This window comes from Streptomyces sp. NBC_00209, from assembly GCF_045206345.1.
Lineage (GTDB): Bacteria > Actinomycetota > Actinomycetes > Streptomycetales > Streptomycetaceae > Streptomyces.
In genome coordinates, this window is record NZ_CP108121.1 from 5,603,947 (window position 1) to 5,630,503 (window position 26,557).

Here is a 26,557-nt window from a genome sequence, read left to right on the forward strand (position 1 = left end):
CGGGGGGTCGGGAGGCGTCAAGGGAACCCGGCGGGGGGTTGGTCCGGACCCGGGCGTCGTCGCCTTGACCCCGGCGCCCCGCCGGGCCTAGCTTAGAAAGCGTTCATAAATATGGACACTAATCAGAGATGCGCACGCCTCAGGAGGCGCCCGTGAGCTCAGACCCGCTTGCCGCCCGGCTCACCGCCGTTGCCGGGCCGCTCTTCTTCCCCGTCACCGCGTACGACGCGACCGGCTCCGTGGACCTGGACGTCTTCCGGGCGCACGTCCGCCAGGGCGTCGACGCGGGCGCGGCGGCCGTCTTCGCGTGCTGCGGCACCGGGGAGTTCCACGCCCTGACCCCGGAGGAGTTCCGGAGCGTCGTCGCCGCCGCGGTGGAGGAGACCGCCGGACAGGTGCCGGTCGTCGCGGGCGCCGGGTACGGCACCGCGCTGGCCGTCCAGTTCGCCCGGCTCGCCGAGGAGGCGGGCGCGGACGGGCTGCTCGCCATGCCCCCGTACCTGGTCCACGCGGACCAGGAGGGACTGCTGGCCCACTACACCGCGCTGGCCGGGGCGACCGGCCTGGAGACCATCGTCTACCAGCGCGACAACGCCGTCTTCACCCCCGAGACCGTGCTCGCCCTGGCCCGGACCCCCGGGATCATCGGCCTGAAGGACGGCTACGGCGACCTGGACCTCATGCAGCGCATCGTGAGCGCGGTGCGCACCGGGCTGCCCGGGCAGGACTTCCTCTACTTCAACGGGCTGCCCACCGCCGAGCTCACCGGTCTCGCCTACCGGGGCATCGGCGTCACGCTGTACTCCTCGGCCGTCTTCGCCTTCGCCCCGGACATCGCGCTCGCCTTCTACCGCGCCCTGGAATCCGGCGACGACGCCCTGGTCAACGCGCTGCTCGACTCCTTCTACCGGCCGCTCGTCGAGCTCCGGGCCCAGGGCCGCGGCTACGCCGTCTCGCTCGTCAAGGCGGGCGTCCGGATGCACGGCCTGGACGTCGGGCCGGTGCGCAGCCCGCTCACGGAGCCGCCCGCCGCCCACATCAAGGAGCTGACGGAGATCATCGCCGCCGGGCGCGCGCTGCTGGAGGGGCGCGGATGAGGACGTCCGCCTTCCTCTACCCCTGGGACGTCGTCGGTGACCCGGACGCCCCCGCCCGCATCGCGGACCTCGGCGTCCAGCAGGTGACGCTCGCCGCCGCCTACCACTCCACCCGGGCGCTGACCCCCCGCCACCCCGGCCACCGCATCGTCACGGCCGAGTACGCGGCGGCCCTGTACCCGCCGGACGGACAACACTGGGCGGGCCGGGCGCTACGCCCGTACCGGCAGGCGTGGATGTCCTCCGACGACCCCTTCGCGGAGGCCGCCGAGGCGCTGTCCGGGGCCGGTCTCGACGTGCACAGCTGGGTGGTCCTCGCGCACAGCTCCCGCCTGGGCGCGGACCATCCGGACACCTCCGTGGTCAACGCCTACGGGGACCGCTACCCGTGGGCGCCCTGCATCGCGCGCCCGGAGGTCCGCGCCTATCTGGTGGACCTGGCGGCGGAGGCGGCGGTACGCGGCGGGGCGCGGGGCACCGAGCTGGAATCGTGCGGCTGGTACGGCTTCGCCCACCTGCACGCCCACGACAAGGTGGCCGGTGTCGGGCTCGGCGACGCGGCGCAGTACCTCATGTCGCTCTGCTTCTGCGCCGTCTGCCGGGCCGGTTACGCCGGAGTGGGCCTCGATCCCGAGGAGCTGGGCGCGGCCGTGCGCCGGGCCCTGGAACCGGTCTGGTCCGGCTCCGGATCACCGGACGCGGGCTGGGAAGCCGTCGGGAAGCTGCTCGGCGCCGACCTCGCGGAGGCGACGCTGCGGTGGCGCACCGAGGTGGCCCGGAGCCTCCAGGAAGCGGTGACCGGCGCGGTGCGCGCGGCGGCGGCGCCCGGGTTCCAGGTGCTGCTGCACGCCGACCCCGCCCCGTACCGCTGCGGGGCCAATGCGGGCGTCGACCCCGGGCATATCCTGTCCGTGGCGGACGGCGTGGTCCTGCCGTGCACGGGTACGGACGCGGCGCGGGAGGCGGTGCTCGGGCCGTTCGCCGGGCGGGCGGGCGGTCGCGGCGAGTCCACCGGCGGAGCCCCCGTGGTCGCCGCCAACCTCACCGTGGTGCGCGGCATGGGCGGCAGCCCGGACACCCTGGAACGGGACGCCGCGCACGCCGCCGCGCTCGGTGCGAACCAACTCCGCCTCTACCACGCGGGCCTGGCCTCCGACCCCGACCTGGCGGCCGTGGCGGGGGCGCTCTCACGCCTCGGCTGAGACCGCCGGGCCGCCGGGAACCATCCGTTCCCGGCGCCCCGCCGCCAACAGGAAGGCCGCCGTCAGGGCCGCCCCCGCGCCCACCAGCGGCAGCAGTACCGTGACGTCCACCCGCGCCACCAGACCCGCGCCGATCCCCAGCGCCACCGCGTTCGGCGACATGATCAGCGTGTCGGCGGTCGCGGCCGTGCGGCCGAGGACCGCGTCCGGGGTCTCCCGCTGGACCGCCGTCAGCGCGGCGATCAGCACGCATGGCAGGCCCACCCCGATCAGCGCGCACGCGGCGAGCGCCACCGCGTCGGACGGCACGGCCCGCAGCCCCACGGCGAACCCGAACACCGCGATCCCGGCCGCCCCGAACACCCGCCCCGGCAGCCGGCGCATCAGCGCGCCCGCGAACAGCCCGACCGTGACGGACCCGAGCCCCTGGGCGACCGACAGCACCCCGGCATACGCGGGGGAGTGGCCGAGGGTGTCCACGACGGCGTACAGCGTCGCCCCGTTGAGCCCGGCGCACAGCATCGTGGCCGAGGCGGCGAGGACCAGGGGGCGCAGCACCGGCGACCCCCACAACTGCCGCATCCCGGCCGTCCAGCCGCCCGAGCCCATCGGCGCGGGGCGGGCCGTCCGGCGTACCCGCAGCAGCGCGTAGAGGCCGGCCGCCAGGGCGAAGGAGACCGCGTCCAGGAGCGCCACCGCGCCGCCCCCGAAGCGGGCGTAGAGCCCGGCGCCGGTCAGCGGGGCGACCAGCTTCATGCCCTCGTTCGCCATCATCCGCAGCCCGTTGAAGTCACCGAGCAACGCGGCCGGGACCGCCCCCGCCACCACGGCCGACTCCGCCGAGTCCATCAGCACCGACAGGCCCCCGTACAGCACCAGCACCGCGAAGAGCAGCCGGACGCGCCCTTCCGCGCCCACCAGCGCGAGCGCCGCCATCAGGACCGCGAGGACGACGTTCGTGCCCACCAGCAGCGGCTTGCGCGGCAGGCGGTCCGCCACCGCCCCGAGCAGCGGGCCGAACAGGACCGGCAGCCACACCGCGAACAGGGCGAGCGCCGCCAGGGAGTCCGAGCCCGTCAGCGACCTGACCCAGATCCCGGCCGCCAGTCGCATCGCCGAACTGCCGAACCCCGAGACCACGACCGCCGCGAGGAACACCCCCGCCGTCCGGTTCCGCACCACCCGACCCACCGCCATCACACCCACCGCACCTTCCTGACCTGCGTGTTCTCCATGCGGTCAGGCTGGCGGCTGAGGCCCCGGCACGGCATCGGGCAGATGCCCTACCCCCGGGAACTCCCGCGCTCCGCACCGGGATCCGTGTACGGCACATGTCCCGGTCCCACGAAGTTCTTTTGTCAGAAGCGTTGACGAAACATTCGCGGCGGCCCTAGCTTCATCGCGTCGTACTTCGTACGTCATATATGAGACGCGATACGCGAGATGTGAGAGCCCTTCACCCATGACCTTTGCGCCCACCCCGATTCCGTCCCGCACCCAGTACGTGCTGGAGGCGATCAAGCACGCGATCCTCACGGCACAACTGAGGCCGGGGCAGGCGCTCGTGGAGACCGAGCTCGCCGCGCAGTTCGGGGTCTCCAAGACCCCCGTCCGCGAGGCGCTGAAGACCCTCGCCGGCACCGGACTCGTCGTCATGAGCCAGTACAAGGGCGCCATCGTGCGGCTGGTCGACGCGGCCATGGCCCGCGAGGTCTACGACGTACGGCTGCTGCTCGAACCGGAGGCGCTGCGCCGCTCGATCACCCGCAAGGCGTCGCTCGACGTGGCGCAGGAGGCCCTGGAGCGGGCGGACTCGGCGGGCGACAAGGCCGACCGCTCGCTCGCCAACCGGGACTTCCACCGGGCGCTCTACCTGCCCTGCGGCAACCCGCTGCTCGCCCGGATGCTGGACGAGGTCCGCGACCAGGCGGCGCTGGTCTCCACGGTCGCCTGGTCGGCGATCCCGTCCTGGGAGCGGGAGGCGGCCGAGCACCGGGAGATCCTGCGGCTCGCGCTCGCCGACGACGCGGACGCGGCGGCCGGGGCCCTGCACGACCACATCGCGTCGTTCGTCCGCCGCGCCTTCCCCGACGACGAGGACGGGGGCGGCGCGGCGTGAACCGGCACACCGACGAAAGGCCAGTCCGCATGGACCTCACCCCGCTGAAGGCGGCCCTCGCAGATGTCGTGGCGATCCCGGTGACCCCGTTCGCCGGGGACGGATCCATCGACACGACGGCGCACCGCGCCCTGCTGCGGAGACTGCTCGACGGCGGCGTGCGCATCGTCACCCCGAACGGCAACACCGGGGAGTTCTACGCGCTCACCCCCGAGGAGCGGCGCACCGTCACCGAGCTGACCGTCGAGGAGGCCGGCGGCCGCGCCACGGTCCTGGTCGGCGTCGGACACGATGTGCCGACCGCCGTCGCCGCCGCCGAGCACGCCCGGGACGCCGGGGCCGAGATGGTGATGGTCCACCAGCCCGTCCACCCGTACGTCTCGCAGGAGGGCTGGATCGACTACCACCGGGCCATCGCGGAGGCCGTGCCCGGGCTCGGGGTCGTCCCGTACATCCGCAACCCGCACCTGGACGGCGTCTGCCTGGCCGTCCTCGCCGACAGCTGCCCCAACGTCATCGGCGTCAAGTACGCGGTGCCGGACGCGGCCCGCTTCGCCGCCTTCGCCCGCGACGCCGGACTGGAACGCTTCGTCTGGGTCGCCGGCCTCGCCGAGCTGTACGCCCCGGCCTACTTCTCGGCCGGCGCCACCGGCTTCACCTCCGGGCTCGTCAACGTGGCGCCCGGCGTCTCGCTGGCCATGCTGGAGGCGCTGCGGGCCGGGGACCACCCGGCGGCCATGAAGGTCTGGGAGCGGATCCGCCGCTTCGAGGAGCTGCGCGCCGACCGGCAGTCCGCCAACAACGTCACCGTCGTCAAGGAGGCCCTGGCCGCCCTCGGGCTGTGCGACCGCGCGGTGCGCCCGCCCAGCCGGGTGCTGCCCGAGGCACAGCGCGCCGAGGTCGCCGACCAGATCGCCGGGTGGTCCATATGACCGCCCGCATGGCCCCCGAGGAACTGCGCAGCCACCAGTGGTACGGCACCGACGGGCTCCGCTCGTTCAGCCACCGCGCCCGCACCCGCCAGCTCGGCTACCTCCCCGAGGAGCACCTGGGCAAGCCGGTCGTGGCGATCCTCAACACCTGGTCGGACATCAACCCCTGCCACGTACACCTGCGCGACCGGGCGCAGGCCGTGAAGCGCGGGGTCTGGCAGGCGGGCGGCTTCCCGCTGGAGTTCCCGGTCTCCACGCTCTCGGAGACCTTCCAGAAGCCGACCCCGATGCTCTACCGGAACATGCTGGCCATGGAGACCGAGGAGCTGCTGCGCTCCTACCCGGTCGACGGGGCGGTGCTGCTCGGCGGTTGCGACAAGTCCACCCCGGCGCTGCTGATGGGCGCCGCGTCCGTGGACCTGCCGGCCGTCTTCGTACCGGCCGGACCGATGCTGCCGGGGCACTGGCGGAACGAGGTCCTGGGCTCCGGCACCGACATGTGGAAGTACTGGGACGACAAGCGCGCCGGGCTCATCGGCGACTGCGAGATGGACGAGCTGGAGAACGGCCTCGCCCGCTCGCCCGGCCACTGCATGACCATGGGCACCGCCTCCACCCTCACCGCCGCCGCCGAGGCGCTCGGCGTCACCGTCCCCGGCGCCTCCTCGATCCCCGCCGTCGACTCCGGCCACGACCGGATGGCCGCCGCCTCCGGCCTCCGGATCGTCGAACTGGTGTGGCAGCGGCGGAAGCTGTCGCAGATCCTCACGGCGGAGGCGTACGAGGACGCCGTCGCGACCGTCCTCGCGCTCGGCGGGTCCACCAACGCCGTCATCCACCTCATCGCGATGGCCGGCCGCTCCGGGATCAAGCTCACCCTGGACGACTTCGACCGCATCGCCCGCACCGTCCCGGTCCTCGCCAACCTGCGCCCCGGCGGGAAGTACCTGATGGAGGACTTCCACTTCGCGGGCGGCCTCCCCGGCTTCCTGGCCCGGCTCACCGACGTACTGCATCTGGACCGGCCCACGGTCGCGCACGACACCCTGCGCGAACAGCTCGACGGGGCGCTCGTGCACAACGACGACGTCATACGGAAGCGCTCCAACCCGCTCGCGGACGAGGGCGGCGTGGCGGTCCTGCGCGGCAACCTCTGCCCGGACGGCGCCGTCATCAAGCACATCGCCGCCACACCGCACCTGCTGCGCCACACCGGGCCCGCGGTCGTCTTCGACGACTACAAGGAGATGCAGCGCACGATCAACGACCCGGCGCTCGCGCTCACCCCCGACCACGTGCTGGTCCTGCGCAACGCGGGCCCCAAGGGCGGTCCCGGGATGCCCGAGTACGGCATGCTGCCGATCCCCGACTACCTGCTCAAGCAGGGTGTACGGGACATGGTCCGGCTCTCCGACGCCCGGATGAGCGGCACCAGCTACGGGGCGTGCGTGCTGCACATCGCGCCCGAGTCGTACGTCGGCGGGCCCCTCGCCCTCGTCCGCACCGGTGACCTCGTCACCCTGGACGTCGAGGCGCGGCTGCTCAGCCTCGACGTGCCCGACGAGGAACTGGCGCGCCGCCGCGCCGAGTGGACCCCGCCGCCCGTCCGCTACGAGCGCGGCTACCAGGCGCTCTACCAGGACCAGATCACCCAGGCCGACACCGGCTGCGACTTCGCCTTCCTGGCCCGGCCGGGAGAAGTGCCCGACCCGTACGCCGGCTGAACGGCCCCTCAGGAATTCCGGCGCCCCCTTGTTCGGCATACCGAACGCCATGCGGGAAGCGCTTGCGCACTACCCGCACCACCGGCTCCGCCGCGTAACACCGCACGAAGGAACACCGCACCACCCGCACCCCCGTACAGAGAGAACGGAGACGTGTCATGGCCCAAGCCTCCGCCGCGGCCACACCGCCCAAGGTGCCCCGGCGCCGCTCCGCGAGCCCTCGCCGGCTGCCGTACCTGCTGATCGCCCCCGCGGGGCTGCTGATGCTCGGCTTCATCGCCTACCCGGTGATCAGCGTCTTCTACTACAGCCTGCAGAACTACAACGTCACCAAGCCCTGGCGGAACGGCTTCGCCGGCCTCGACAACTTCACCCGGATCTTCACCGAGGACGACCAGTTCTGGACGACGCTCGGCTTCAGCGCCCAGTGGGTCCTCGTGCAGGTCGCGCTCCAGCTCACGCTGGGGCTCGCGCTGGCCCTGATCGTCAACCAGACCTTCATCGGCCGGGGCATCTCCCGCGCCATGGTCTTCTCGCCGTGGGCCGTCTCCGGGGTGCTGACCAGCACCATCTGGATCCTGCTCTACAACTCCTCGACCGGCTTCAGCCGCTACCTCGCGGACGCCGGAATCGGGGACTACGGCACCTCGGTGCTCTCCGACACCGGCACCGTCTTCTGGGCCGCGACCGTCGCCGAACTCTGGCGCGGCGTCCCCTTCTTCGCCATCCTCATCCTCGCCGACCTCCAGTCAGTCTCCAAGGAGCTGTACGAGGCGGCCTCCGTGGACGGCGCCGGACGGCTGCGGCAGTTCTTCCACATCACCCTGCCCCACCTGCGGGACGCGATCATCCTGTCCACGCTGCTGCGCGGGGTCTGGGAGTTCAACAACGTCGACCTGCTCTACACCCTCACCGGCGGCGGACCGGCCGGCGAGACCACCACGCTGCCGCTCTACGTCGCCAACACCGGCATCGAGGGCCACGACTTCGGCTACGCCTCCGCGCTCACCACCGTCGCCTTCGTGATCCTCCTCTTCTGCTCGATCGTCTATCTGCGCCTGAGCAAGTTCGGAGGCGACCACAAGTGACTGCCGCCCTCGCCGAGAAGAACGGCACCCACGCCACACGGCCGGCCGCTCACGCAGGCCCGCCGCCTGCCGCGCCCGGCCGCAGGCCCGGCCGCGAACGCGCCTTCGACGACGTACCGCGCTGGCAGATCTACGTACCGCTGGGCATCTACCTGGTCTTCACGCTCGTCCCGTTCTACTGGATGTTCCTCTTCGCCGTCCGGCCCGCGGGCTCCACCTCGCTGGTGCCGTGGCCGATGACCGGGGAGCACTTCTCCAAGGTCTGGAACGAGCGCAGCTTCGCCGTCTTCTTCCAGAACAGCATGATCGTCGGCGTCTGCACCCTGATCGCCACGACCCTCGTCGCACTGGCCGGCGGCTACGCCCTCGCCCGGTTCGACTTCAGGATCAAGAACGGCTTCATGCTGGCGCTGCTCTGCTCGCAGTTCATCCCCGGCGCGCTGATGCTCGTCCCGCTCTTCGAGATCTTCAAGAACCTCCAGATGATCAACTCCCTGGGGAGCGTGGTCATCGCCGAGACGGTCTTCCAGCTGCCGCTCTCCATCATCCTGATCAGCGGATTCATCAAGAACGTGCCGCCCTCGCTGGAGGAGGCCGCCTGGGTGGACGGCTGCTCGCGCTTCCGCGCCTTCTGCGCGGTCGTGCTGCCGCTGCTGCGCCCCGGGCTCATCGCCGTCGGCTCGTTCGCCTTCGTGCACAGCTGGAACCACTTCCTGTTCGCGCTGATGTTCCTCAGCGAGCAGGACAAGCAGACGATCCCGGTCGGCCTGAACACCCTCATCGGCGCGGACAGCGTCGACCTGGGCGCGCTCGCCGCGGGCGGGGTGATCGCCGCGGTACCCGTGGTGATCGTCTTCGCCTTCATCCAGAAGTGGCTGATCACCGGCTTCAGCGCCGGCGCCGTGAAGGGGTGACGCACATGACCTCGCTGCCCCCCACCGCCACCCCCGTGCCGATCGTCCTCGCGGGCGCCCGGGGCCACGGCCACTGGCACCTCGCCAACATCCGCCGCCTCCAGCACCAAGGGCTCGTCCGCCTCGCCGGCATCTGCGAGCTCACCCCGCTCGACGCCACCGAGCTCGACGCCTTCGCGGACGAACTCCCCGAGCAGTCGGCGGACTTCGGCGCCCTCCTGGACTCCACCGGGGCCCGTGCCGCCGTCATCTGCACCCCCATCCAGACCCACACCGCCCTCGCCCTGACCGCCGCCGGGCGCGGCGTGCACCTCCTCCTGGAGAAGCCGCCCGCCGCCACCCGCGCCGACTTCGACCGCATCCGCGCCGGGGTGCGCGACGCGGGCACCGCCTGCCAGGTGGGCTTCCAGTCCTTCGGCTCGCACGCCGTCCCCGCCATCCGGGAACTCGTCGCCACCGGCGCCATCGGCACCGTCCGGGGGTACGCGGCGGCGGGCGCCTGGGTCCGCGACGACGCCTACTACCGGCGGGCGCCCTGGGCCGGCCGGCGCCGCATCGGGGACACCGAGGTGGTCGACGGCGTCCTCACCAACCCGCTCGCCCACGCCGTCGCCACGGCCCTCGCACTCGCCGGGACCACCGCCGAGGACGTCACCGCCATCGACACCGAGCTCTTCCGGGCCCACGACATCGAGGCCGACGACACCTCCTGCGTACGCGTCACCACCGCGTCCGGGCCGCCCGTCACCGCCGCCGTCACCCTCTGCGCGGAACAGGCGGGGGAGCCGTACGTCATCGTCCACGGCGACCGCGGCCGCGTCACCTTCTGGTACAAGCAGGACCGCGTCCTCGTCCAGCGCGCGGGCCACGGCCCCGTGGAAACCGTGCACGGGCGCACCGACCTCCTGGAGAACCTGGTCGCCCACCTGACGGACGGCGCCCCGCTCCTCGTACCGCCGGAGCGCACCGGCGCCTTCATGGAGGTCGTGGAGGCGGTACGGACCGCGCCCGAACCGCGCCCGCTGCCGTCCGACGCCTGGCACACCGCCCCCGTGCCCGGCACCGGGGCCGCCCGCCGGGTGGTGCGCGGCATCGACGCCCTGGTCGCGTCCGGCGCCGAAACCCTCGCCCTCTTCTCCGAACTCGGCGCCCCCTGGGCACGCAGCGAGGTGACCTCCCCATGACGAACACCGCCCTGCTCAGCTGCGCCGGCCGCCCCGTCGGCCGCTACACCTACCGCCCCGCCGACGCGGGCCGCCCCTACCTCCACCCGGTCGCCACCCTCGCCGGCACCCTCGTCACCGAGGAGCGCCCGGCCGACCACGTCCACCACCTGGGCGCCTCCGTAGCCGTCCCGGACGTCTCCGGGCGCAACTTCTGGGGCGGGCGCACCTTCGTCCGGGGCCAGGGGCCCACCGTGCTCGACAACCACGGGACGCAGCGCCACCTCGGCTGGAAGCTGTGCGACCCGGACGGCTTCGTGGAGGAGCTCGGCTGGGAGGCCGGCGGCGGCGAACTGCTGCGCGAGCACCGTACGGTGGCCGCCGCCGCGCTCTCGGACACCGCCTGGGCGCTCGACTTCTCCTTCTCGCTCACCAACCCCGGCTCCGGCGACCTCTCGATCGGCAGCCCCGCCACCAACGGCCGTCCCGGCGCCGGATACGGCGGCTTCTTCTGGCGCGCCCCCAAGGAGGCGTCCCCGCCCGCCGTGTTCGGCCCGGCGGCGGACGGCGAGGAGGCGGTGCACGGGCGGCCCGCCGACTGGGTCGCGCTCTGCGGCGCGGGCTGGTCCCTGGTCTTCGCCGGGGCGACCGAGGAGACCCGCCGGGACCCGTGGTTCGTGCGCACCGCCGAGTACCCGGGCGTCGGCTCCTCCCTCGCCGCAGCCGAACGGCTGCCCGTCCCCGCAGGGGCCACGGTCGTACGCCGCGTGGTCACCGTCGTCGCGGACGGCCGCCTCGACCGGGCGGGCGCCGCCGCCCTCGTCCGCCGGGCGGTGACCGCGTGAGCGCCCGGCCCCCCTGGACCGCCGACCCGGGCGACGGCACCTACCGCAACCCCGTGCTCAACGCCGACTGGTCCGACCCCGACGTGATCCGCGTCGGCGACGACTTCTACCTCACCGCCTCCAGCTTCGGCCGCGCCCCCGGACTGCCGCTGCTCCACTCCCGCGACCTGGTCAACTGGACGCTGACCGGGCACGCCCTGGACCGCCTGGAGCCCGCCGCCGAATTCGCGGTACCGCGCCACGACTGCGGGGTGTGGGCGCCCTCGCTGCGGCACCACGCCGGACGGTTCTGGATCTTCTGGGGCGACCCCGACCACGGCATCCAGCAGATCAGCGCCGAGGACATCCGGGGCCCGTGGACCGCGCCGCACCTGGTGAAGGCCGGGCGGGGGCTGATCGACCCGTGTCCGCTGTGGGACGAGGAGACCGGCGAGGCGTACCTCGTGCACGCCTGGGCGAAGTCCCGCTCCGGGATCAAGAACCGGCTCACCGGGCACCGGATGAGCCCCGACGGGCGGGAACTCCTGGACGAGGGCAAGACCCTGATCGACGCCGACACGCTGCCCGGCTGGTTCACCCTGGAGGGCCCCAAGTTGCACCGCCGCAACGGCGAGTTCTGGATCCTGGCCCCGGCGGGCGGGGTCGCGACGGGCTGGCAGGGCGCGTTCCGCTCGCGCGACTTCTTCGGTCCCTACGAGGAGCGTGTCGTCCTCGCCCAGGGCCGGACCGGTGTCAACGGCCCGCACCAGGGCGCCTGGGTGGACACCCCGGCCGGGGAGGACTGGTTCCTGCACTTCCAGGAGCGCGGGGCGTACGGGCGCGTGACGCACCTCCAGCCGATGCGCTGGGACGGTGACGGCTGGCCGGTCATCGGCGACGCCGGCGAACCCGTCGCCACGCACCGCAAGCCCGCCCTGCCCGCCCAGCCCGTCGAGGCCCCGGCCTGCGACGACGGCTTCCCGGGCGGCCGCCACGGCAGGCAGTGGCAGTGGACGGCGAACCCGCGCCCCGGCTGGACCGTCGAGCACGCCGGGGACGGGCTGCGGCTGAGCTGTGTACCGGCCCAGGACGGGCACGACCTGCGGCTCCTGCCCCACGTACTGGTCCAGCGGCTGCCCGCCGAGACGTTCGGCGCCGAGGTCGGGCTCGCCCTGGACAGCGAGGTGCCCGGGGCGAAGGCGGGGTTCGCCGTGCTCGGGGACGCGTTCAGCTGGATCGGGCTCGAACGGCAGGCGGAGGGCGGGGCGCTGCTGGTGCACCGGTTCGCCGAGGCGACCGCCACCGCCGAGCGCGACGCCGGGCATGCCAGGCCGGCGCCCTCGGGCACGGCGCGGCTGCGGATCGAGGTGGCGGCGGGGGCCCGGTGCCGCTTCCTGGCCGACACCGGGGACGGGGCCGGGTTCCGGCCCTCCGGTCAGGTGTTCGCCGCCACCCCGTGGCGCTGGGTCGGCGCGCTGCTCGGGCTGTTCGCCACCGCGCCGCCCGGGACGGGCCCGACCGGGACCGCCCGTTTCACCGGCTTCCACGTCACCGCGTAACCGGACCACCGTCCGGCGCAACCCCCCATGCACGCGTACGAACCGAGAGACCCGAGAGAACCGAGAGAGAAGAGCCGATCATGAACATCTCGAAGACGCAGCGGGGGCGCGCCGCGGCCGCCGTCTCGCTCGCGGCGGTGCTCGCCCTGACGGCGACCGCGTGCGGCGACGACGGCAGCGGCAGCGGCGACGAGGGCAGCGGCAAGGGCGAGATCACCTTCTGGGACAACAACGGCGGTCCGCGCACCGCCGTCTGGAAGGAGATCATCCAGGACTTCGAGAAGAAGTACCCGGACATCAAGGTGAAGTACGTGCCGATCCCGATCGCGGACGTGCAGTCCAAGTACGACACGGCCATCGCGGGCGGCGGAGTGCCGGACGTCGGCGGCGTCGGCACCGCCTACCTGGCCAACATGGTCTCGCAGGAGGCCCTGGAGCCGCTGGGCGACCGGATCAAGGACTCCTCGCTCAACGGCAAGCTCGTCGAGGGCATGGTCGAGAGCGTCAAGGACGCGGCCGGCCGGGACGACGAGATGTACACCGTGCCGACCTCCGCGAACAACGGCGCGCTGTGGTACCGCACCGACCTCTTCGAGGCGGCCGGGCTCGACGCGCCCACCACCTGGGCGAAGTTCTACGAGGCCGCCGGGAAGCTGACCGACGCCAAGAAGAACAAGTTCGGCTACACCATCCGGGGCGGCGCCGGCTCCATCGCCCAGGCCGTCGACGCGGCGTACGGGCAGTCCGGGATCACCGAGTTCTGGAACGGCGACAAGACCACCCTCAACGACCCCAAGAACGTGGCGGCGCTGGAGAAGTACGCCGCCCTCTACAAGAAGACGACGCCGTCCGCCGACGTCAACAACGACTTCACCAAGATGGTCGCCCAGTTCGACACCGGCACCATCGGCATGCTGAGCCACAACCTCGGCTCCTACCAGGACCACCTGAAGGCCCTCGGCAAGGACAAGTTCGCCGGCATACCCAACCCGATCGGTGACGGCGGCACCCGGGTCCAGGTCTCCAACCCGGTCGACGGCCTCGGCCTGTTCAAGGCGAGCAAGAACAAGACGGCCGCCTGGAAGTTCATCGAGTTCGCCGCCTCGCACGAGTCGAACAGCAAGTGGAACGAGTCCGCGGGCGCCATCCCCGCCAACACCGAGGCCGCCAAGGACCCGTGGATCAGCGAGGCCGCGCCGACCGAGCTGGCCGCCAAGGCCCTCACCGACGGCTCCACCAAGATCGTGCAGCTGCCGTACTACCTGCCCGACTGGAACAACATCAGCAAGGCCGACAACGAGCCGGAGTTCCAGAAGCTGCTGCTCGGCAAGGTCACGGCCAAGGCGTTCCTGGACAAGATGGCCGACGAGCTGAACGCGGCCCAGAAGGAGTGGAAGGAGCGGAGCAAGGGCTGATCCGGCCCGGTGCGGGGCCGGGCGCGGGACCGTCGTGCGGACGGCCCGCCCCGCCCCGCCGCCCCTGCCCTCCTGCGTACCCACCCACGAGAGAGGCAGCTCCACCGTGTCACTGACCCGCAGACAGACCGCGGCCGCCCTCGCCGCGCTGCCCCTGGCCCTCGCCGCCACCCCCGCCGCGGCGCACGGCGCCCGCCCCCGTACCCGCACCGTGCACATCGCGGGTGACTCGACGGCCGCGCAGAAGTACGCCGACGCCGCCCCCGAGACGGGCTGGGGCATGGCCCTCCCGTTCTTCCTCGGGCACGGGCTCACCGTGGCCAACCACGCCATGAACGGCCGCAGTTCCAAGAGCTTCATCGACGAGGGGCTGCTCGCCGCCCTGCTGCCCGGCGTCCGCCCGGACGACCTGCTGCTCATCCAGTTCGGGCACAACGACGAGAAGACGGAGGACCCGGCGCGCGGCACCGACCCCTACACGACCTACCAGGACTGCCTGCGCCGGTACATCGCCGAGGCCCGCGCCCGGCGCGCCCGGCCCGTGCTGCTCACCCCGGTCGAGCGCCGCAGGTTCGCCGAGGACGGCACCGCCAGGCCCACCCACGGCGACTACCCGGCCGCGATGCGCGCCCTGGCTGCCGAGGAGCGGGTCCCCCTGCTCGACATGCAGGCCCGCACCCTCGACCGCTGGCAGGAGCTCGGCCCCGACGGCACCGAGGCGTACTTCAACTGGCTGGCGCCCGGCGAGTCCCCCAACTACCCCGACGGACGGCAGGACAACACCCACTTCCGGCCCGCCGGTGCGATCGAGGCCGCCCGGATGACGGCCCGCGCCCTGCTCGACGCGCGGGTGCTCGCCCCGCGTGAACTGCGCCGGCTCGGCGCACGCGTGCCCGAGACGTGGATCAGCTGGCCGCCGGCCGCCTGACACCCGCGCCACCCCCCGTCCTTCCCCTTCCACAGGTCCCGCACCAGAACCGAGGATTTGTCATGTCCACACGCAGAAACCGTGCCCGCGCCATCGCCGTCGCGATGGGCTGCGCCTCGCTGGCCCTCGCGCTGAGCGTCCCCGCCCAGGCATCCCCGCAGCCCCGCGGCACGAAGGGCGTCGACCGCGCCGTCCTGGCCAAGGGCGACGGCTGGGCCTCCGCCGAGGGCTCCACCACCGGTGGCGCCGCCGCGACGCCCGACCACGTCTACACCGTGCACAACCGCGCCGAACTCATCGCCGCCTTCGAGGACGCGGGCGACGCGCCGAAGATCGTCAGGATCGCCGGGACCGTCCACGGCAACGCCGACGCCCAGGGCACCCCGATCGACTGCGAGGCGTACCAGACCGACGGCTACACCCTGGACAAGTACCTCGCCGCCTACGACCCCGGCACCTGGGGCCGCGAGGAGGTCCCGTCCGGGCCGATGGAGGACGCCCGGCTCGCCTCCGCCAAGCTCCAGAAGGCCGCCGTCAACGTCTACGTCCCGTCCAACACCACGCTGATCGGCACCGGCAGGGACGCCACGGTCATCGGCGCCTCGATCCAGATCCAGGACGTCTCCAACGTCATCGTCCGCAACATCTCCTTCGAGGACACCTACGACTGCTTCCCGCAGTGGGACCCGACCGACGGCGACACCGGCCACTGGAACTCGGAGTACGACAACCTCGTCGTCTACGGCTCCGACCACGTCTGGGTCGACCACAACACCTTCAGCGACGGGGACCGCCCGGACGCCGACCAGCCCCGCTACTTCAACGAGCTGTACCAGCAGCACGACGGTCTCTTCGACATCGTGAAGGGCGCCGACCTGGTCACCGCCTCCTGGAACGTCCTCAAGGACCACGACAAGACGATGCTCCTCGGCAACAGCGACAAGGCCGGGGACACCGACCGGGGCAAGCTCCGCGTCACCCTGCACCACAACCTGTTCAAGGACGTCAACGAGCGCGCGCCCCGCGTCCGCTTCGGCCAGGTCGACTCGTACAACAACCACTTCGTCGCCACGAAGGGGAGCGTCTACGGCTACTCGTACGGGATCGGCGCCGAGTCCCACCTGGTCGCCGAGCACAACGCGTTCACGCTGAGCGGTGAGTTCGACAAGGCGAAGATCCTCAAGAAGTGGTCCGAGTCCTCGCTGACGGCCTCCGACAACTGGGTCAACGGCCGCCGCACCGACCTGATCGCCGTCCACAACGCGGGCGTCCCCGAGGAGCAGCTGACCACGGGCGCCGGCTGGACCCCGACCCTGCGCAACCGGATCGACCACCCGCTGCTCGTGCCGCTCGTCGTGGGCCTCGGCGCGGGCGCGGGCCGGCTGCCCGGAGCCTGACCAGCCGCCCCTTCCTCCGCCGGCGCCGTGCGGGCGCCGGCGGAGGCCGCCCCCGCAAAGGAGCACCCATGCCCACCCGACGCACCGCCCTGACCCTCCTCGCCTCGTCCGCCCTCGCCCTCGGGACCGCCCAGCCGGCCGTCGCGCACGGCCGCCCCTTCGGCCGCTACGGCTCGCCCGCCCGCCGCCGCGACCGCGCCACCCTGTACGTCGACGCGCGCGGCCACGGCGACCACACCACCGTCCAGGCCGCCGTGGACGCCGCCACCGGCCCCGGGCGCACCCTGGTCATCGCCCCCGGCACCTACCGGGAGACCGTCGACATCCCCGCCGACCGGACCGGCCTCACCCTCATCGGCGCGAGCGGCGACCCGCGCGACACGGTGATCGTGTACGCCCACGCCAACGGCACCCCGCGCCCCGACGGCTCGGGCACCTACGGCACCAGCGGGTCCGCCACGGTCACCGCCCGGCCCGCCGGACTCACCGCCCGCGACCTGACCTTCGCCAACGACTGGCTGCGCGCCGACCACCCCGACTACACCGGCACCCAGGCCGTCGCCATCAAAGTGACCGGCGACCGCTCGGCGTTCCACCGCTGCCGCTTCCTGGGCCACCAGGACACGCTGTACGCGGACTCGGCGTCGCTCACCGACTTCGCCCGGCAGTACTACCGCGACTGCTACGTGGAAGGGGACGTCGACTTCGTCTTCGGACGGGCCTCCGCGGTCCTGGACCACTGCCACTTCCGCACCCTGGTCCGCACCGACCTGGCCACCGCTCCCCACGGCTTCGTCTTCGCGCCGAGCACCGCCGGGGCCAACGCGCACGGCTTCCTGGTCCTGCGCTCCCGCGTCACGAGCACCGCCCCCGACGGGTACTTCAAGCTGGCCCGCCCCTGGGTGCCGTCCTCGGACCTCACCGCGCACCCCATGCTGACGGTGCGCGACAGCCACCTCGGCGCGGGCATCGACACGGACGAGCCGTACGGCACCATGTCGGCCGGCTTCCCGTGGCAGGAGCAACGGTTCGCGGAATACCGCAACACGGGCCCCGGCGCGCGCGTCACCGTCCCGGCCGACCGCCCGCAGCTCACGGCGTCCGAGGCGCGGGCGCACACTCCGGCCGCGTGGTTCGGCGACTGGCGGCCGTAGTCACCGCGCCCGCCCGAAGTGGTCGCCCACCGCCGCCTTCCCGCCCGAGGCGCGGACCGCGTGGGCGGTCACGGAGTCGCCGGTGGCGTCCCGGTCGCCCTCCGCGTGGTTGTACTGCCCGGCGAAGGTATGCGTCCCGGCCGGGACGGTCCGGCCGGGACGCAGCGTCCACCGGTAGACCAGAAAGCCGCCGCTCTCGTTCACCGACACGGTGAAGTCCGGTTCGGGCAGGGAGCGCCAGGATCCGGTGCTGTTCACCCCGCCGGTCTCGGCGACCCGCAGCTCCACGGTGAGCGCGGACAGCGGCTCGGTGGTCCGCAGGGTGACGTTGCTCTGCGCCCAGTACGGGTTGCTGTTCGGGTCGACCACGCCGCCGGCCCACAGCGGACCGTCCTCGGGCCGCAGTCCGCCGGGGGCCTTCGCGGCGGGGGAGTCCGATGCGGAGGAGTCCGGGCCGGGGGAGTCCGGGCCGGGGGAGGGCGCCGAGGCCACCCGCCCGCCGCGCGCCCGGGCGTCGTCGCCCGCCGAGGTGACCGCGAACGCTCCGGCCGCCAGCACCCCGCAGACCGCCGCCGTCGCCCCGGCCACCCGCAGCCACGGGCGCACCGCGCGCGGCGGGCGCACGGACCGGGGTGCCGGGCGGTCGCCCGCCATCCCTCGCTCGATCCGGGCCAGCATCCGGGCCCGGTCGGGGCGGTGGGCCTCGGCGGCCTCCCGCAGCCGCCCGGGCAGCTCCTCGTCCTTCACCGGTCTCCTCCGCTGCGCTGCGCCGCGACGGCCACCCGGACCCGCGCGGCGGGCGTCTCGGGCCTGATCGGCAAGACGCCCCCCAGCATCCGCTGCAGTTCCGCGACGCCGCGCGAGGTCTGGCTCTTCACCGTACCCACCGAGATCCCCAGCACCAGCGAGGTGTCCCGCTCCGAGAGGTCGAACGCGTGCCGCAGCACCACACAGGCCCGCTTGCGGAACGGCAGCCTGCGCAGCGCCTCCTGCACATCCACCACCGCCGGCACATCGGGCCCCTCGGCCGCCCCGTCGTCCGCGCCGCCGCGCGGCGCCCAGAACAGGGCGATCCGGCGGCGCTCGCGTACCGCGCTGCGGATGCGCGTCCGGGCCAGGTTGGCGACGACGCCCCGCGCGTACGCCACCGGGTGCCCGGCCTCGCGGACCCGGTCCCAGCGGTGCCAGAGCGCGAGCAGGGCGTCCGCCGCGAGATCGTCGGCGGCATCCGCCTCCCCGGTCAGCAGATGGGCGAGGCGGGCCAGTTCCGCGTAATGGGCCTCGAAGAACGCATGGAACTCGGCGGCGGCATCGTCGACTGCTGTGCCCACGGCAACCCCGTCCCCCTGCGCTCGCACGCCCGGCCCGTCCGGATACGCCCCCGCCGGGGCGTGAGCGTACCGCAAGCGCTTCGACAGGGGGACGGGTCTACCGCCGCAGCGCGGCCTCCATCATCTTCCTGGCGACCGGCGCCGCGAGCCCGTTGCCGCTGACCTCCGACGCGGTCGAACCGGAGTCCTCCACGATCACGGCCACCGCGACCTCCTGGCCGCCTGACTTCGCGTACGAGGTGAACCAGGCGTACGGGGTGTTGCTGTTGTCCACACCGTTCTCGGCGGTGCCCGTCTTGCCGCCGACCTCGGCCCCGGCGATCCGGGCGTTGGTACCGGTGCCCTTCTCCACCACGGTCACCATGGCGCTGCGCAGCTGCTTCGCGGTGTCCTCGGAGACGATCCGCTTCGTGTCGCCGTCCGCGAAGTCCTCCAGCGTGCCGCCGTCCCCGTCGGTCACCTTCGACACCATGTGCGGGGCGGCCAGCTCACCGCCGTTGGCCAGGGCGGCGGAGACCATCGCCATCTGGAGCGGGGTCGCGGTCACCTCGAACTGGCCGATGCCCGACAGCGCCGTCTGCGGCTTGTCCATGTCCTCCGGATACACGCTCGTGGACGCCCGCACCGGCACGTCGAGCTTCTCGTCGTCGAAGCCGAACTTCTCCGCCATCGCCCGCACCTTGTCCTGGCCCAGATCGGCGGCGACCTTGCCGAAGACGTTGTTGCACGAGTACTGGAGGGCGACCCGCAGCGAGGCGTTCTCGCAGGGGGCGGACGCGCTCTCGTTCCGCAGGGGGGTGCTGGTGCCCGGCAGGGTGTACGGGACGGGGCTCTTCGTCGGCTCGTCCACGGAGTCGTACAGGCCGTTCTCCAGCGCCGCCGACGCCACGACCAGCTTGAACGTCGAACCGGGCGCGAGCGGCTGCCGCAGCGCCCGGTTGACGAGCGGCTTGTCCTGGTCGGCGAGCAGCTTCGACCAGGTGTCGCCGTCGTTCGTGCCGCTGATGTCCGACGGGTCGTACGACGGGGAGGACACCATGCCCAGGATCTGCCCGCTCCTCGGGTCGATCGCCACGGCCGCGCCCTTGTCGTCGCCGAGCGCGTCGCTCGCCGCCTTCTGGACGTCCGGGTCGATCGTCGTGACCACGTCACCGGGCGCGGACCGCTTCCCCGTCAGCGCGCCCAGCGGACTCTTCAGCCGGTCGTCGGTGCCGTCCAGCACATGGCTGTAGATCCCTTCGAGCTGCGTCGAGCCGTACGCCTGCGAGCTGTAACCGGTCACGGACGAGTAGAGGCCGCCCTGCCGGTAGGTGCGCTTGTACGCGAGATCGCTGCCCTCCGTCCGTTTCGAGCCCGTGACCGGCGAACCGGCCACGATGATGTCGCCCAGCGGCTGCGCGTACTGCGCGATGGTCTTCCGCCGGTTGTGGTCGTCGTCTGCGAGCGCCTTGGCCTGGTACGTCTGCACCCAGGTCGCCCGCCCGAGGAGGGCGAGGACCAGCAGCAGACAGAAGACCGAGGCGCGCCTTATCGTCTTGTTCATCCCGCTCGGTGGACGAGCGGGATGCGGCGGGTCGTTCCCGGTTGTGCCGCTTCTCACCGATTCCTCATACGGTGACCACGGCGTGCACGGCCCTACGGGCTCAGCCCGGCGTGATGAACCCCGACTCGTACGCCGTGATCACCGCCTGGGTACGGTCCCGGGCCCCGGTCTTCGCGAGGACCGCCGCCACATGGGTCTTGGCCGTCGCCGCGCCCACCGCCAGCCGGTCCGCGATCTCCGCGTTCGTCAGCCCCGCCGCGATCAGCCGCAGCACCTGCGCCTCCCGCTCGGTGAGCCGCGCGGCCCACGGCGGGGCGGGTGCCGGCACGGGCGTCCCGTACGCGGCGGCGAGCTGCCGCACGGCGGACGGGAAGAGCAGCGAGTCGCCGCACGCCACCAGCCGGACCGCCTGCACCAGCTCCTCGGCCGCCGCCCGCTTCAGCAGGAAACCCGCTGCCCCGGCGCGCAGCGCCTCGTACACATAGGCGTCGTGCTCGAAGGTGGTGACGACCAGGACGCGCGGGGCCGGGTCGAGGCCGGCGAGGATCTGCTCGGTGGCCCGGATGCCGTCCGTCTCGGGCATCCGGACGTCCATCAGCACCACGTCGGGCCGCAGCGCCCGCACCACGGAGACCGCCTCGGCGCCGGTGGCGGCCTCGCCGACGACCTCCAGGCCGTCCTCGGCGTCCAGGATCGCCCGCAGCGCGGTGCGCACCATGCGTTCGTCGTCGGCGAGGACGATCCGGACCGGTGTGCTCATCGGCGCTCCTTCGCGGGGGCGTGCAGGGGGAGGCAGGCGGCCAGCCGCCACACGCCGTCGTCGCGGGGACCGGCCTCGGTGGCGCCGCCGAGCAGCAGGGCGCGTTCCGCGACGCCGGTCAGTCCGCGTCCGCCGCCGGGGCGGGCGACCGGGGGCCGGGGCGGAAGCGCGCTGTCCAGGACGAGCGTCAGCTCGCGGGGGCCGACGCCGACGCGCAGCCGGACCGGGGCCCCGGGGACGCCGTGCCGCAGCGCGTTGCTCAGGCCCTCCTGCACGATCCGGTACGCCTCGGCCGAGACGGGTCCGGGGACCGCGCCCGGGTTCCCGTCGGCCTCGTAGCGCACGGGCACCCCGCACCGGGCGAGCAGCCCGCCGAGCGCGTCGAGCCCGGGGCCCGCGAGCGCGTCGGACCCGTCGCCGTCCTGCCGCAGCAGGCCGAGGAACGCGTCGAGTTCGCCGACCGTGCGCCGCGTGGTCTCCTCGATCGCGGTGAGCGCCTGCCGGGCGAACTCGGGGTCGCTGTCCAGGACCCGCCGGGCGGCCCCCGCCTGGAGGGTGACGGCGCTGAGCGCGTGGCCGACCGAGTCGTGCAGCTCGCGGGCGAGCCGGTTGCGCACGGCCAGTTCGGCGGCCCGGCGCTCGGCGGCGGCCAGCCGGTCGTCCGGGGTCGGGCCGAGCAGCACCGGCGCCCGGTTCGCGAGCAGCGCCCCGGCCGCCGCCGCGCACCCCGCCAGCGCGACGAGCATGGCCGCCCCGGCCGGGGGCGCGGCGGCCAGGACCCAGGTGTGGTCCAGGGCCGGGCGGGCGTCCAGGGCGGATTCGTGGAGGGCCGGGACGAACGGCAGCGCCATCACGCAGACCGCGAACGGGACGAGCGCCAGCGTCATCCCGCTGATGATCCCGCCGAGGCCGACGTGCAGCGTGAACCAGGCGGCCGAGCGCGCCCGCGCCTGCCGGGAGGCGGCGGGCCCGTCCGCGAGCGGCCGGTCCGGGGCCAGGCCGCACAGCGCGCGGGCGGCGGCCACCGAGAGGGGCCGGGCGGTGGGGAGCAGCGCGGTGACGGCGGCCATCGGCAGGGCGCAACCGAAGGCGGCGAGCTGGGCGGGGAGCGAGGTGAAGGGGTTGACGCCGGGCGCGTACAGGCCGACGGCCACCGTGCCGACCAGGAAGTACGGCATCAGCAGGGCACCGCCGATGATCAGGTGCAGCCACCGCAGCCGGGCACGGCGGCCCACCAGCCGGGGTATGAGCGGGGTCATGCCGGGGCGCCTCGCGTCCCGGCCGCGCGTTCCGCGAGGAAGTACGCGCCGAGGGTCACCACCAGCGTCCCGACCAGCATCTGCACAGCGTAGGTGAGCACCATGCCGGGCGTGGCCGCTTCCGCGGCCTCCCCGGCCGAGCCCAGCGCGGCCAGGCAGAGCCAGCCGCCCCAGCAGGCCGTCGCCCCGGACCCGCCCCACGCCAGCGCGAGCGGCACCCGCAGCGGCAGCGCGGACCGGCGGAAGGCCAGCAGCAGGACCCCGGCCACGGCGACCGCGATCCACAGCACGTACACCGCCTCCAGCACGTGGAAGCCGCTGTCCCGCCCGGCCGCCCGGTCCGGGGTGAGGCCGGCCGTCGAGCCCGCCGCCCAGAGCAGATGCGCGGTGCCGGGCGCCAGGGCGAGGAGCGACGCGGCGACGGCGGCGGCCCGCAGCGCGGGGGCGGTCGGGCTCGCGGGCAGTTCGCCCAGGGTGCCCCGCCAGAGGTGGCCCCAGCGGTCACGGGCGTACAGCACGAACAGCGCGCCCAGGGACAGACCCTGGAGGATGAACCCGCCGTAGACGACGCCGAACACCCACGCGTGCAGGAAGGGCCGGCCCGCGGCCTCCGCGCCGCCGGTGTCCCCGCCCAGCGCCCCGGCCAGCAGCTGCGCCGGGTAGCCGGTCATGATCGGCAGCAGCAGTCCGGTCGCCGTCCACATCGGCAGCGCGAGCAGCCACGCGGGCACCCGCAGCCCCCAGGGCCGGGTGAGCAGCAGGGCGAGGACCACCACCGCGCCGTCCATCAGCACCGAACCGCCGTTGGTGACGGCCATCAGGGCGCGGTGGTCCAGCAGCACGCTGCCGTCCGGGATCCCGACGCGGCTGCCCGCCACCCACGCGGTCTTGAGCGTGATGTACGGCAGGCAGGAGACGATGGCGACGGTGCGCAGCGCGGTGCGGGCGGAGACGGATGTCATGGCCCCCACGCTGCCCGGCGCCCCGCTCCCGCACGTCCTGCCCGATGACGATCCGCCTCCGCCGCGCGGGGGAGACGGACCGGGGCCTCAGAGCCTGCGGGTGGCGAGCGTCAGCCGGTCGCGCGCGTCGAACAGCGCGTCCTTGACCAGCTGTTCGTGCGCGGGCGTGAGCCGGGCGACCGGCACCGAGCAGCTGACGGCGTCCCGGGCCGGGGTGCGGTACGGGACGGCGACGCCGAAGCAGCGCAGCCCCAGCGTGTTCTCCTCGCGGTCCACCGCGTACCCCTGCTCGCGGATCTGGTGCAGCTCCTCGATGAGCTTCTCCCGGTCCGTCAGGGTGTGTTCGGTGAGCGCGGGCAGCGTCTCGGGCAGCATCTTGCGGACCTGCTCGTCGCTGTAGGTGGCCAGCAGCGCCTTGCCGAGCGAGGTGGAGTGCGCGGGCAGCCGGCGGCCGACGCGGGTGAAGGGGCGCAGATAGTGCTGGGACTGGCGGGTGGCGAGGTAGACCACGTTGGTGCCGTCGAGCCGGGCCAGGTGGATGGTCTCCGTGGTGTCGTCGGAGAGCCGGTCGAGCGTGGGGCGGGCCGCGGCGACGACCTCGTCGCCGTCGATGTACGAGGTGCCGACCAGCAGCGCCCGTACGCCGATCCCGTAACGCGTCCCCGTCGCGTCGGTCTCGACCCAGCCCAGCTCCACCAGGGTGCGCAGCAGCATGTAGAGGCTGGACTTCGGGTAGCCGACGGCCTCCTGGACCGCGGCGAGCGAGTGCATGCCGGGCCGTCCCGCGAAGTACTCCAGCAGCTCGACCGTCCGTACCGCGGACTTGACCTGCGCCCCACCCGACTCGGGAACCGACATCGCCCTGCCCCTTTCACCCCGCCGACGAAACACTGCGACTTCTTGCCAACACCGAACGCCCGGAAATAGAGTCGCTTCACATTCACGTTCAGGAACGCTGTTCAGAATACCGAACAGCTTATACCGGACGACTTCTGATGTGCGGCAGTGGAGCGGAAGGAAACACGGTGGCAGCAGCACCAGTCTGGAGCGTCGACCCCCGCACCGGGAACCCGCGCGAGCAGGTTGCGGTGGAGGCCACGGCGGAGGAGGTCGACCGCGCGGTCCGCGCCGCCCACGCGGTACGCGCGTCCCTCGCCGACCGCACGAAGCGCGCCGCGTTCCTGCGTACGGCCGCCGAACTGCTCACCGAGGCCGGGGACCACGTCATCGAGGCCGCCGACGCCGAGACGGCCCTCGGCCCGGCCCGGCTGACCGGCGAACTCGCGCGCACCGCGGCCCAGCTGCGGGCCTTCGCGGAGGTCGTGGACGAGGGCGCCTTCCTCGACATCCACATCGACCACGCGGACGCCACCCGCACCCCGCCCTGGCCCGACCTGCGCCGCTACAAGATCCCGCTCGGCGTCGTCGCGGTCTACGCGGCCAGCAACTTCCCGCTCGCCTTCTCCGTCCCCGGCGGCGACACCGCCAGCGCCCTCGCGGCCGGCTGCCCCGTCGTCGTCAAGGCCCACCCGGACCACCCGGCGACCTCCGAGCTCTGCGCCTCGGTCCTGCGCCGGGCGGCCGCGCGCACCGGGCTGCCCGAGGACGTCGTCACCCTGGTGCACGGCTTCGACGCGGGCGTCGCCCTCGTCCGGCACCCGCTCGTCGCCGCCGCCGGCTTCACCGGCTCGGTGCGCGGCGGGCGCGCCCTGTTCGACGCGGCCGCCGCCCGCCCCGCGCCCATCCCCTTCCACGGCGAGCTGGGCTCCCTCAACCCCGTCGTCGTCACCGAGGCCGCCGCCGCCGAGCGCGGCGAGGAGATCGGCACGGGCCTGGCCGGATCGGTGACCATGGGCGCCGGACAGTTCTGCACCAAGCCCGGATTCGTCCTGGCCCCCGAGGGCGAGGGCGGCGACCGCCTCCTCAAGGCGCTCACCGAGGCCGTCAGCGACACCGAGGCCGGCGTCCTGCTCGACCACCGCATGCGCGACGCCTTCCTCGCCGGGGTCACCGAGCGCGCCGCGCTCCCCGGGGTCGAGGCGCCCGTCACCCCCGGCGCGGGCGGCGAGCACACCGTCGCGGCCGGCTTCCTGACCGTCCCGGCCCGCGAGCTCACCGCCGAGGGCCCGCACGACGCGCTCCTGGAGGAGTGCTTCGGCCCGGTCACCGTCGTCGCCCGCTACGCCTCCGAGGACGAGATCACCGCCGTCCTGACCCGTCTCCCCGGCAACCTCACCGCCACCCTCCACATCGACACCGAGGAGGCCGACGGCGGCGCCGCGGACGTCCTCGCCGCCCTCACCCCACTCGCCGGGCGGGTCCTGGTCAACGGCTGGCCGACCGGCGTCGCCGTCGCGCCCGCCCAGCACCACGGCGGCCCCTACCCGGCCACCACCTCCACCTCCACCTCGGTCGGCGCCACCGCCATCGAGCGCTGGCTGCGCCCGGTCAGCTACCAGGCGACCCCCGAAGCGCTCCTCCCGCCGGAGCTGCGCGAGGACAACCCGCTGGGCCTGCCCCGCCGCGTGGACGGACGACCCGCATGAACCTCCCCGAACTCCCCTTCGCGCTCGATCCGCACGGCCCCGGCGGCGGCTGGACGTACGGGAACGGCGCACTCACCGGCCGCGCCGGCGCCCGCCAGGACCGCTTCGTCCCGCCGGGCGGCGACAGCCTGGACCCGGCGAGCGACGCGCCCCGGCTGCTGGGTGCCGCCCCGGCGGGCGACTTCCAGCTCGTCGCCCGGGTGAAGGTGGGCTTCGCCGCCGCCTTCGACGCGGGCGTGCTCTACCTCCACGTCGGCGACCGGGAGTGGGCCAAGCTCTGCCTGGAGCTGTCCCCGGAGCGCCCGACCGTCTGCACGGTGGTCACCCGGGGCCACTCGGACGACGTCAACTCCTCCGTCGTGGACGGCGACACCCACTGGCTGCGCCTGAGCCGTACGGGACACGCCTTCGCCTTCCACGCCTCGGCCGACGGTGAGAAGTGGACCTTCGTCCGCGTCTTCACCCTCGGCACCCCGGAGCAGGCGGCCACCGCATCCGTCGGCTTCCTCGCCCAGTCGCCCACGGGCGAGGGCTGCGAGGTGACCTTCGACCGGATCGCCTTCCGGGCGGAGGGCCTGGCGGACCTCCGCGACGGCAGCTGACGGCCGGGGCGCCGGAACCGGCGCCCCGGCCCGTACGT

General features: G+C 73.6%; 24 protein-coding genes. 16 read left to right on the forward strand and 8 right to left on the reverse strand.

Going from position 1 to position 26,557, the window contains the following annotated elements:
• The first annotated feature begins 152 nt into the window (after positions 1 to 152).
• Positions 153 to 1,097 (forward strand): 5-dehydro-4-deoxyglucarate dehydratase, encoded by a 945-nt coding sequence (locus OG867_RS25445; RefSeq protein WP_328899608.1) that lies wholly within the window; start codon positions 153 to 155, stop codon positions 1,095 to 1,097.
• Positions 1,094 to 2,299, forward strand: coding sequence for a hypothetical protein (locus tag OG867_RS25450; RefSeq protein ID WP_406288772.1), 1,206 nt, complete (start codon positions 1,094 to 1,096; stop codon positions 2,297 to 2,299). Before OG867_RS25445 ends, OG867_RS25450 begins: the two co-directional genes overlap by 4 nt.
• Here OG867_RS25450 and OG867_RS25455 read toward each other — a convergent pair.
• On the reverse strand, positions 2,285 to 3,496 hold the full coding sequence (locus OG867_RS25455; protein ID WP_406291172.1) for an MFS transporter: 1,212 nt from the start codon (positions 3,494 to 3,496) through the stop codon (positions 2,285 to 2,287). The two genes, OG867_RS25450 and OG867_RS25455, sit on opposite strands and share 15 nt — an antisense overlap.
• 265 nt (positions 3,497 to 3,761) lie before the next feature.
• On the opposite strand from OG867_RS25455, the gene OG867_RS25460 reads away from it, so the two are divergent.
• From OG867_RS25460 to OG867_RS25515, 12 genes are all read left to right on the forward strand, one after another.
• The gene (locus OG867_RS25460) at positions 3,762 to 4,418 is read left to right on the forward strand and encodes a GntR family transcriptional regulator (protein ID WP_406288774.1); all 657 of its coding nucleotides are present in this window, start codon (positions 3,762 to 3,764) and stop codon (positions 4,416 to 4,418) included.
• 29 nt (positions 4,419 to 4,447) lie between these two features.
• Positions 4,448 to 5,350, forward strand: coding sequence for a dihydrodipicolinate synthase family protein (locus tag OG867_RS25465; RefSeq protein WP_328899605.1), 903 nt, complete (start codon positions 4,448 to 4,450; stop codon positions 5,348 to 5,350).
• Complete coding sequence (gene araD / locus OG867_RS25470) at positions 5,347 to 7,074, forward strand: L-arabinonate dehydratase (protein WP_328899604.1); 1,728 nt, start codon at positions 5,347 to 5,349, stop codon at positions 7,072 to 7,074. Before OG867_RS25465 ends, araD begins: the two co-directional genes overlap by 4 nt.
• Positions 7,075 to 7,232: 158 nt before the next feature.
• Entirely contained in the window at positions 7,233 to 8,162 is a 930-nt protein-coding gene (locus tag OG867_RS25475; protein WP_328899603.1) for a sugar ABC transporter permease, read from the forward strand.
• Complete coding sequence (locus OG867_RS25480; RefSeq protein WP_406288776.1) at positions 8,159 to 9,076, forward strand: carbohydrate ABC transporter permease; 918 nt, start codon at positions 8,159 to 8,161, stop codon at positions 9,074 to 9,076. Before OG867_RS25475 ends, OG867_RS25480 begins: the two co-directional genes overlap by 4 nt.
• 5 nt (positions 9,077 to 9,081) lie before the next feature.
• Positions 9,082 to 10,260, forward strand: coding sequence for a Gfo/Idh/MocA family protein (locus OG867_RS25485; RefSeq protein WP_406288778.1), 1,179 nt, complete (start codon positions 9,082 to 9,084; stop codon positions 10,258 to 10,260).
• Positions 10,257 to 11,084 carry a PmoA family protein gene (locus OG867_RS25490; protein ID WP_406288780.1) on the forward strand — a complete coding sequence of 276 codons (828 nt, stop codon included), beginning with the start codon at positions 10,257 to 10,259 and terminating at the stop codon, positions 11,082 to 11,084. Before OG867_RS25485 ends, OG867_RS25490 begins: the two co-directional genes overlap by 4 nt.
• Positions 11,081 to 12,622 (forward strand): family 43 glycosylhydrolase, encoded by a 1,542-nt coding sequence (locus OG867_RS25495; protein WP_406288782.1) that lies wholly within the window; start codon positions 11,081 to 11,083, stop codon positions 12,620 to 12,622. The genes OG867_RS25490 and OG867_RS25495 overlap by 4 nt, the downstream gene beginning before the upstream one ends.
• A gap of 80 nt (positions 12,623 to 12,702) precedes the next feature.
• Positions 12,703 to 14,037 carry a sugar ABC transporter substrate-binding protein gene (locus OG867_RS25500; RefSeq protein WP_328899598.1) on the forward strand — a complete coding sequence of 445 codons (1,335 nt, stop codon included), beginning with the start codon at positions 12,703 to 12,705 and terminating at the stop codon, positions 14,035 to 14,037.
• Positions 14,038 to 14,143: 106 nt separating this feature from the next.
• On the forward strand, positions 14,144 to 14,965 hold the full coding sequence (locus OG867_RS25505) for a rhamnogalacturonan acetylesterase (RefSeq protein WP_406288785.1): 822 nt from the start codon (positions 14,144 to 14,146) through the stop codon (positions 14,963 to 14,965).
• 62 nt (positions 14,966 to 15,027) lie between these two features.
• Entirely contained in the window at positions 15,028 to 16,362 is a 1,335-nt protein-coding gene (locus OG867_RS25510) for a pectate lyase (protein ID WP_328899597.1), read from the forward strand.
• Between the two features lie 68 nt (positions 16,363 to 16,430).
• Positions 16,431 to 17,516 (forward strand): pectinesterase family protein, encoded by a 1,086-nt coding sequence (locus OG867_RS25515; protein WP_406288788.1) that lies wholly within the window; start codon positions 16,431 to 16,433, stop codon positions 17,514 to 17,516.
• On the opposite strand, the gene OG867_RS25520 is transcribed toward OG867_RS25515, so the two are convergent.
• From OG867_RS25520 to OG867_RS25550, 7 genes are all read right to left on the reverse strand, one after another.
• Positions 17,517 to 18,263 carry a hypothetical protein gene (locus OG867_RS25520; protein ID WP_406288791.1) on the reverse strand — a complete coding sequence of 249 codons (747 nt, stop codon included), beginning with the start codon at positions 18,261 to 18,263 and terminating at the stop codon, positions 17,517 to 17,519. It abuts the gene before it with no gap.
• A complete protein-coding gene (locus OG867_RS25525; protein ID WP_328899594.1) occupies positions 18,260 to 18,847 on the reverse strand; it encodes a SigE family RNA polymerase sigma factor in 588 nt (195 codons plus the stop codon). The genes OG867_RS25520 and OG867_RS25525 overlap by 4 nt, the downstream gene beginning before the upstream one ends.
• Positions 18,848 to 18,944: 97 nt before the next feature.
• Positions 18,945 to 20,390 (reverse strand): peptidoglycan D,D-transpeptidase FtsI family protein, encoded by a 1,446-nt coding sequence (locus OG867_RS25530; protein WP_406288794.1) that lies wholly within the window; start codon positions 20,388 to 20,390, stop codon positions 18,945 to 18,947.
• A gap of 100 nt (positions 20,391 to 20,490) precedes the next feature.
• The gene (locus OG867_RS25535) at positions 20,491 to 21,150 is read right to left on the reverse strand and encodes a response regulator (protein ID WP_406288796.1); all 660 of its coding nucleotides are present in this window, start codon (positions 21,148 to 21,150) and stop codon (positions 20,491 to 20,493) included.
• Positions 21,147 to 22,409, reverse strand: coding sequence for a sensor histidine kinase (locus OG867_RS25540; RefSeq protein ID WP_406288798.1), 1,263 nt, complete (start codon positions 22,407 to 22,409; stop codon positions 21,147 to 21,149). Before OG867_RS25540 ends, OG867_RS25535 begins: the two co-directional genes overlap by 4 nt.
• Positions 22,406 to 23,371: a hypothetical protein gene (locus tag OG867_RS25545; RefSeq protein ID WP_406288801.1), complete on the reverse strand. Its 966-nt coding sequence runs from the start codon at positions 23,369 to 23,371 to the stop codon at positions 22,406 to 22,408. Before OG867_RS25545 ends, OG867_RS25540 begins: the two co-directional genes overlap by 4 nt.
• Positions 23,372 to 23,458: 87 nt before the next feature.
• The gene (locus OG867_RS25550; protein ID WP_405897149.1) at positions 23,459 to 24,229 is read right to left on the reverse strand and encodes an IclR family transcriptional regulator; all 771 of its coding nucleotides are present in this window, start codon (positions 24,227 to 24,229) and stop codon (positions 23,459 to 23,461) included.
• Positions 24,230 to 24,396: 167 nt separating this feature from the next.
• Here OG867_RS25550 and OG867_RS25555 point away from each other — a divergent pair, with 167 nt between their 5' ends.
• Positions 24,397 to 25,917 carry an aldehyde dehydrogenase (NADP(+)) gene (locus OG867_RS25555; protein ID WP_406288804.1) on the forward strand — a complete coding sequence of 507 codons (1,521 nt, stop codon included), beginning with the start codon at positions 24,397 to 24,399 and terminating at the stop codon, positions 25,915 to 25,917.
• Positions 25,914 to 26,519: a DUF1349 domain-containing protein gene (locus OG867_RS25560; protein ID WP_406288806.1), complete on the forward strand. Its 606-nt coding sequence runs from the start codon at positions 25,914 to 25,916 to the stop codon at positions 26,517 to 26,519. The genes OG867_RS25555 and OG867_RS25560 overlap by 4 nt, the downstream gene beginning before the upstream one ends.
• The last annotated feature ends 38 nt before the right edge of the window (positions 26,520 to 26,557 follow it).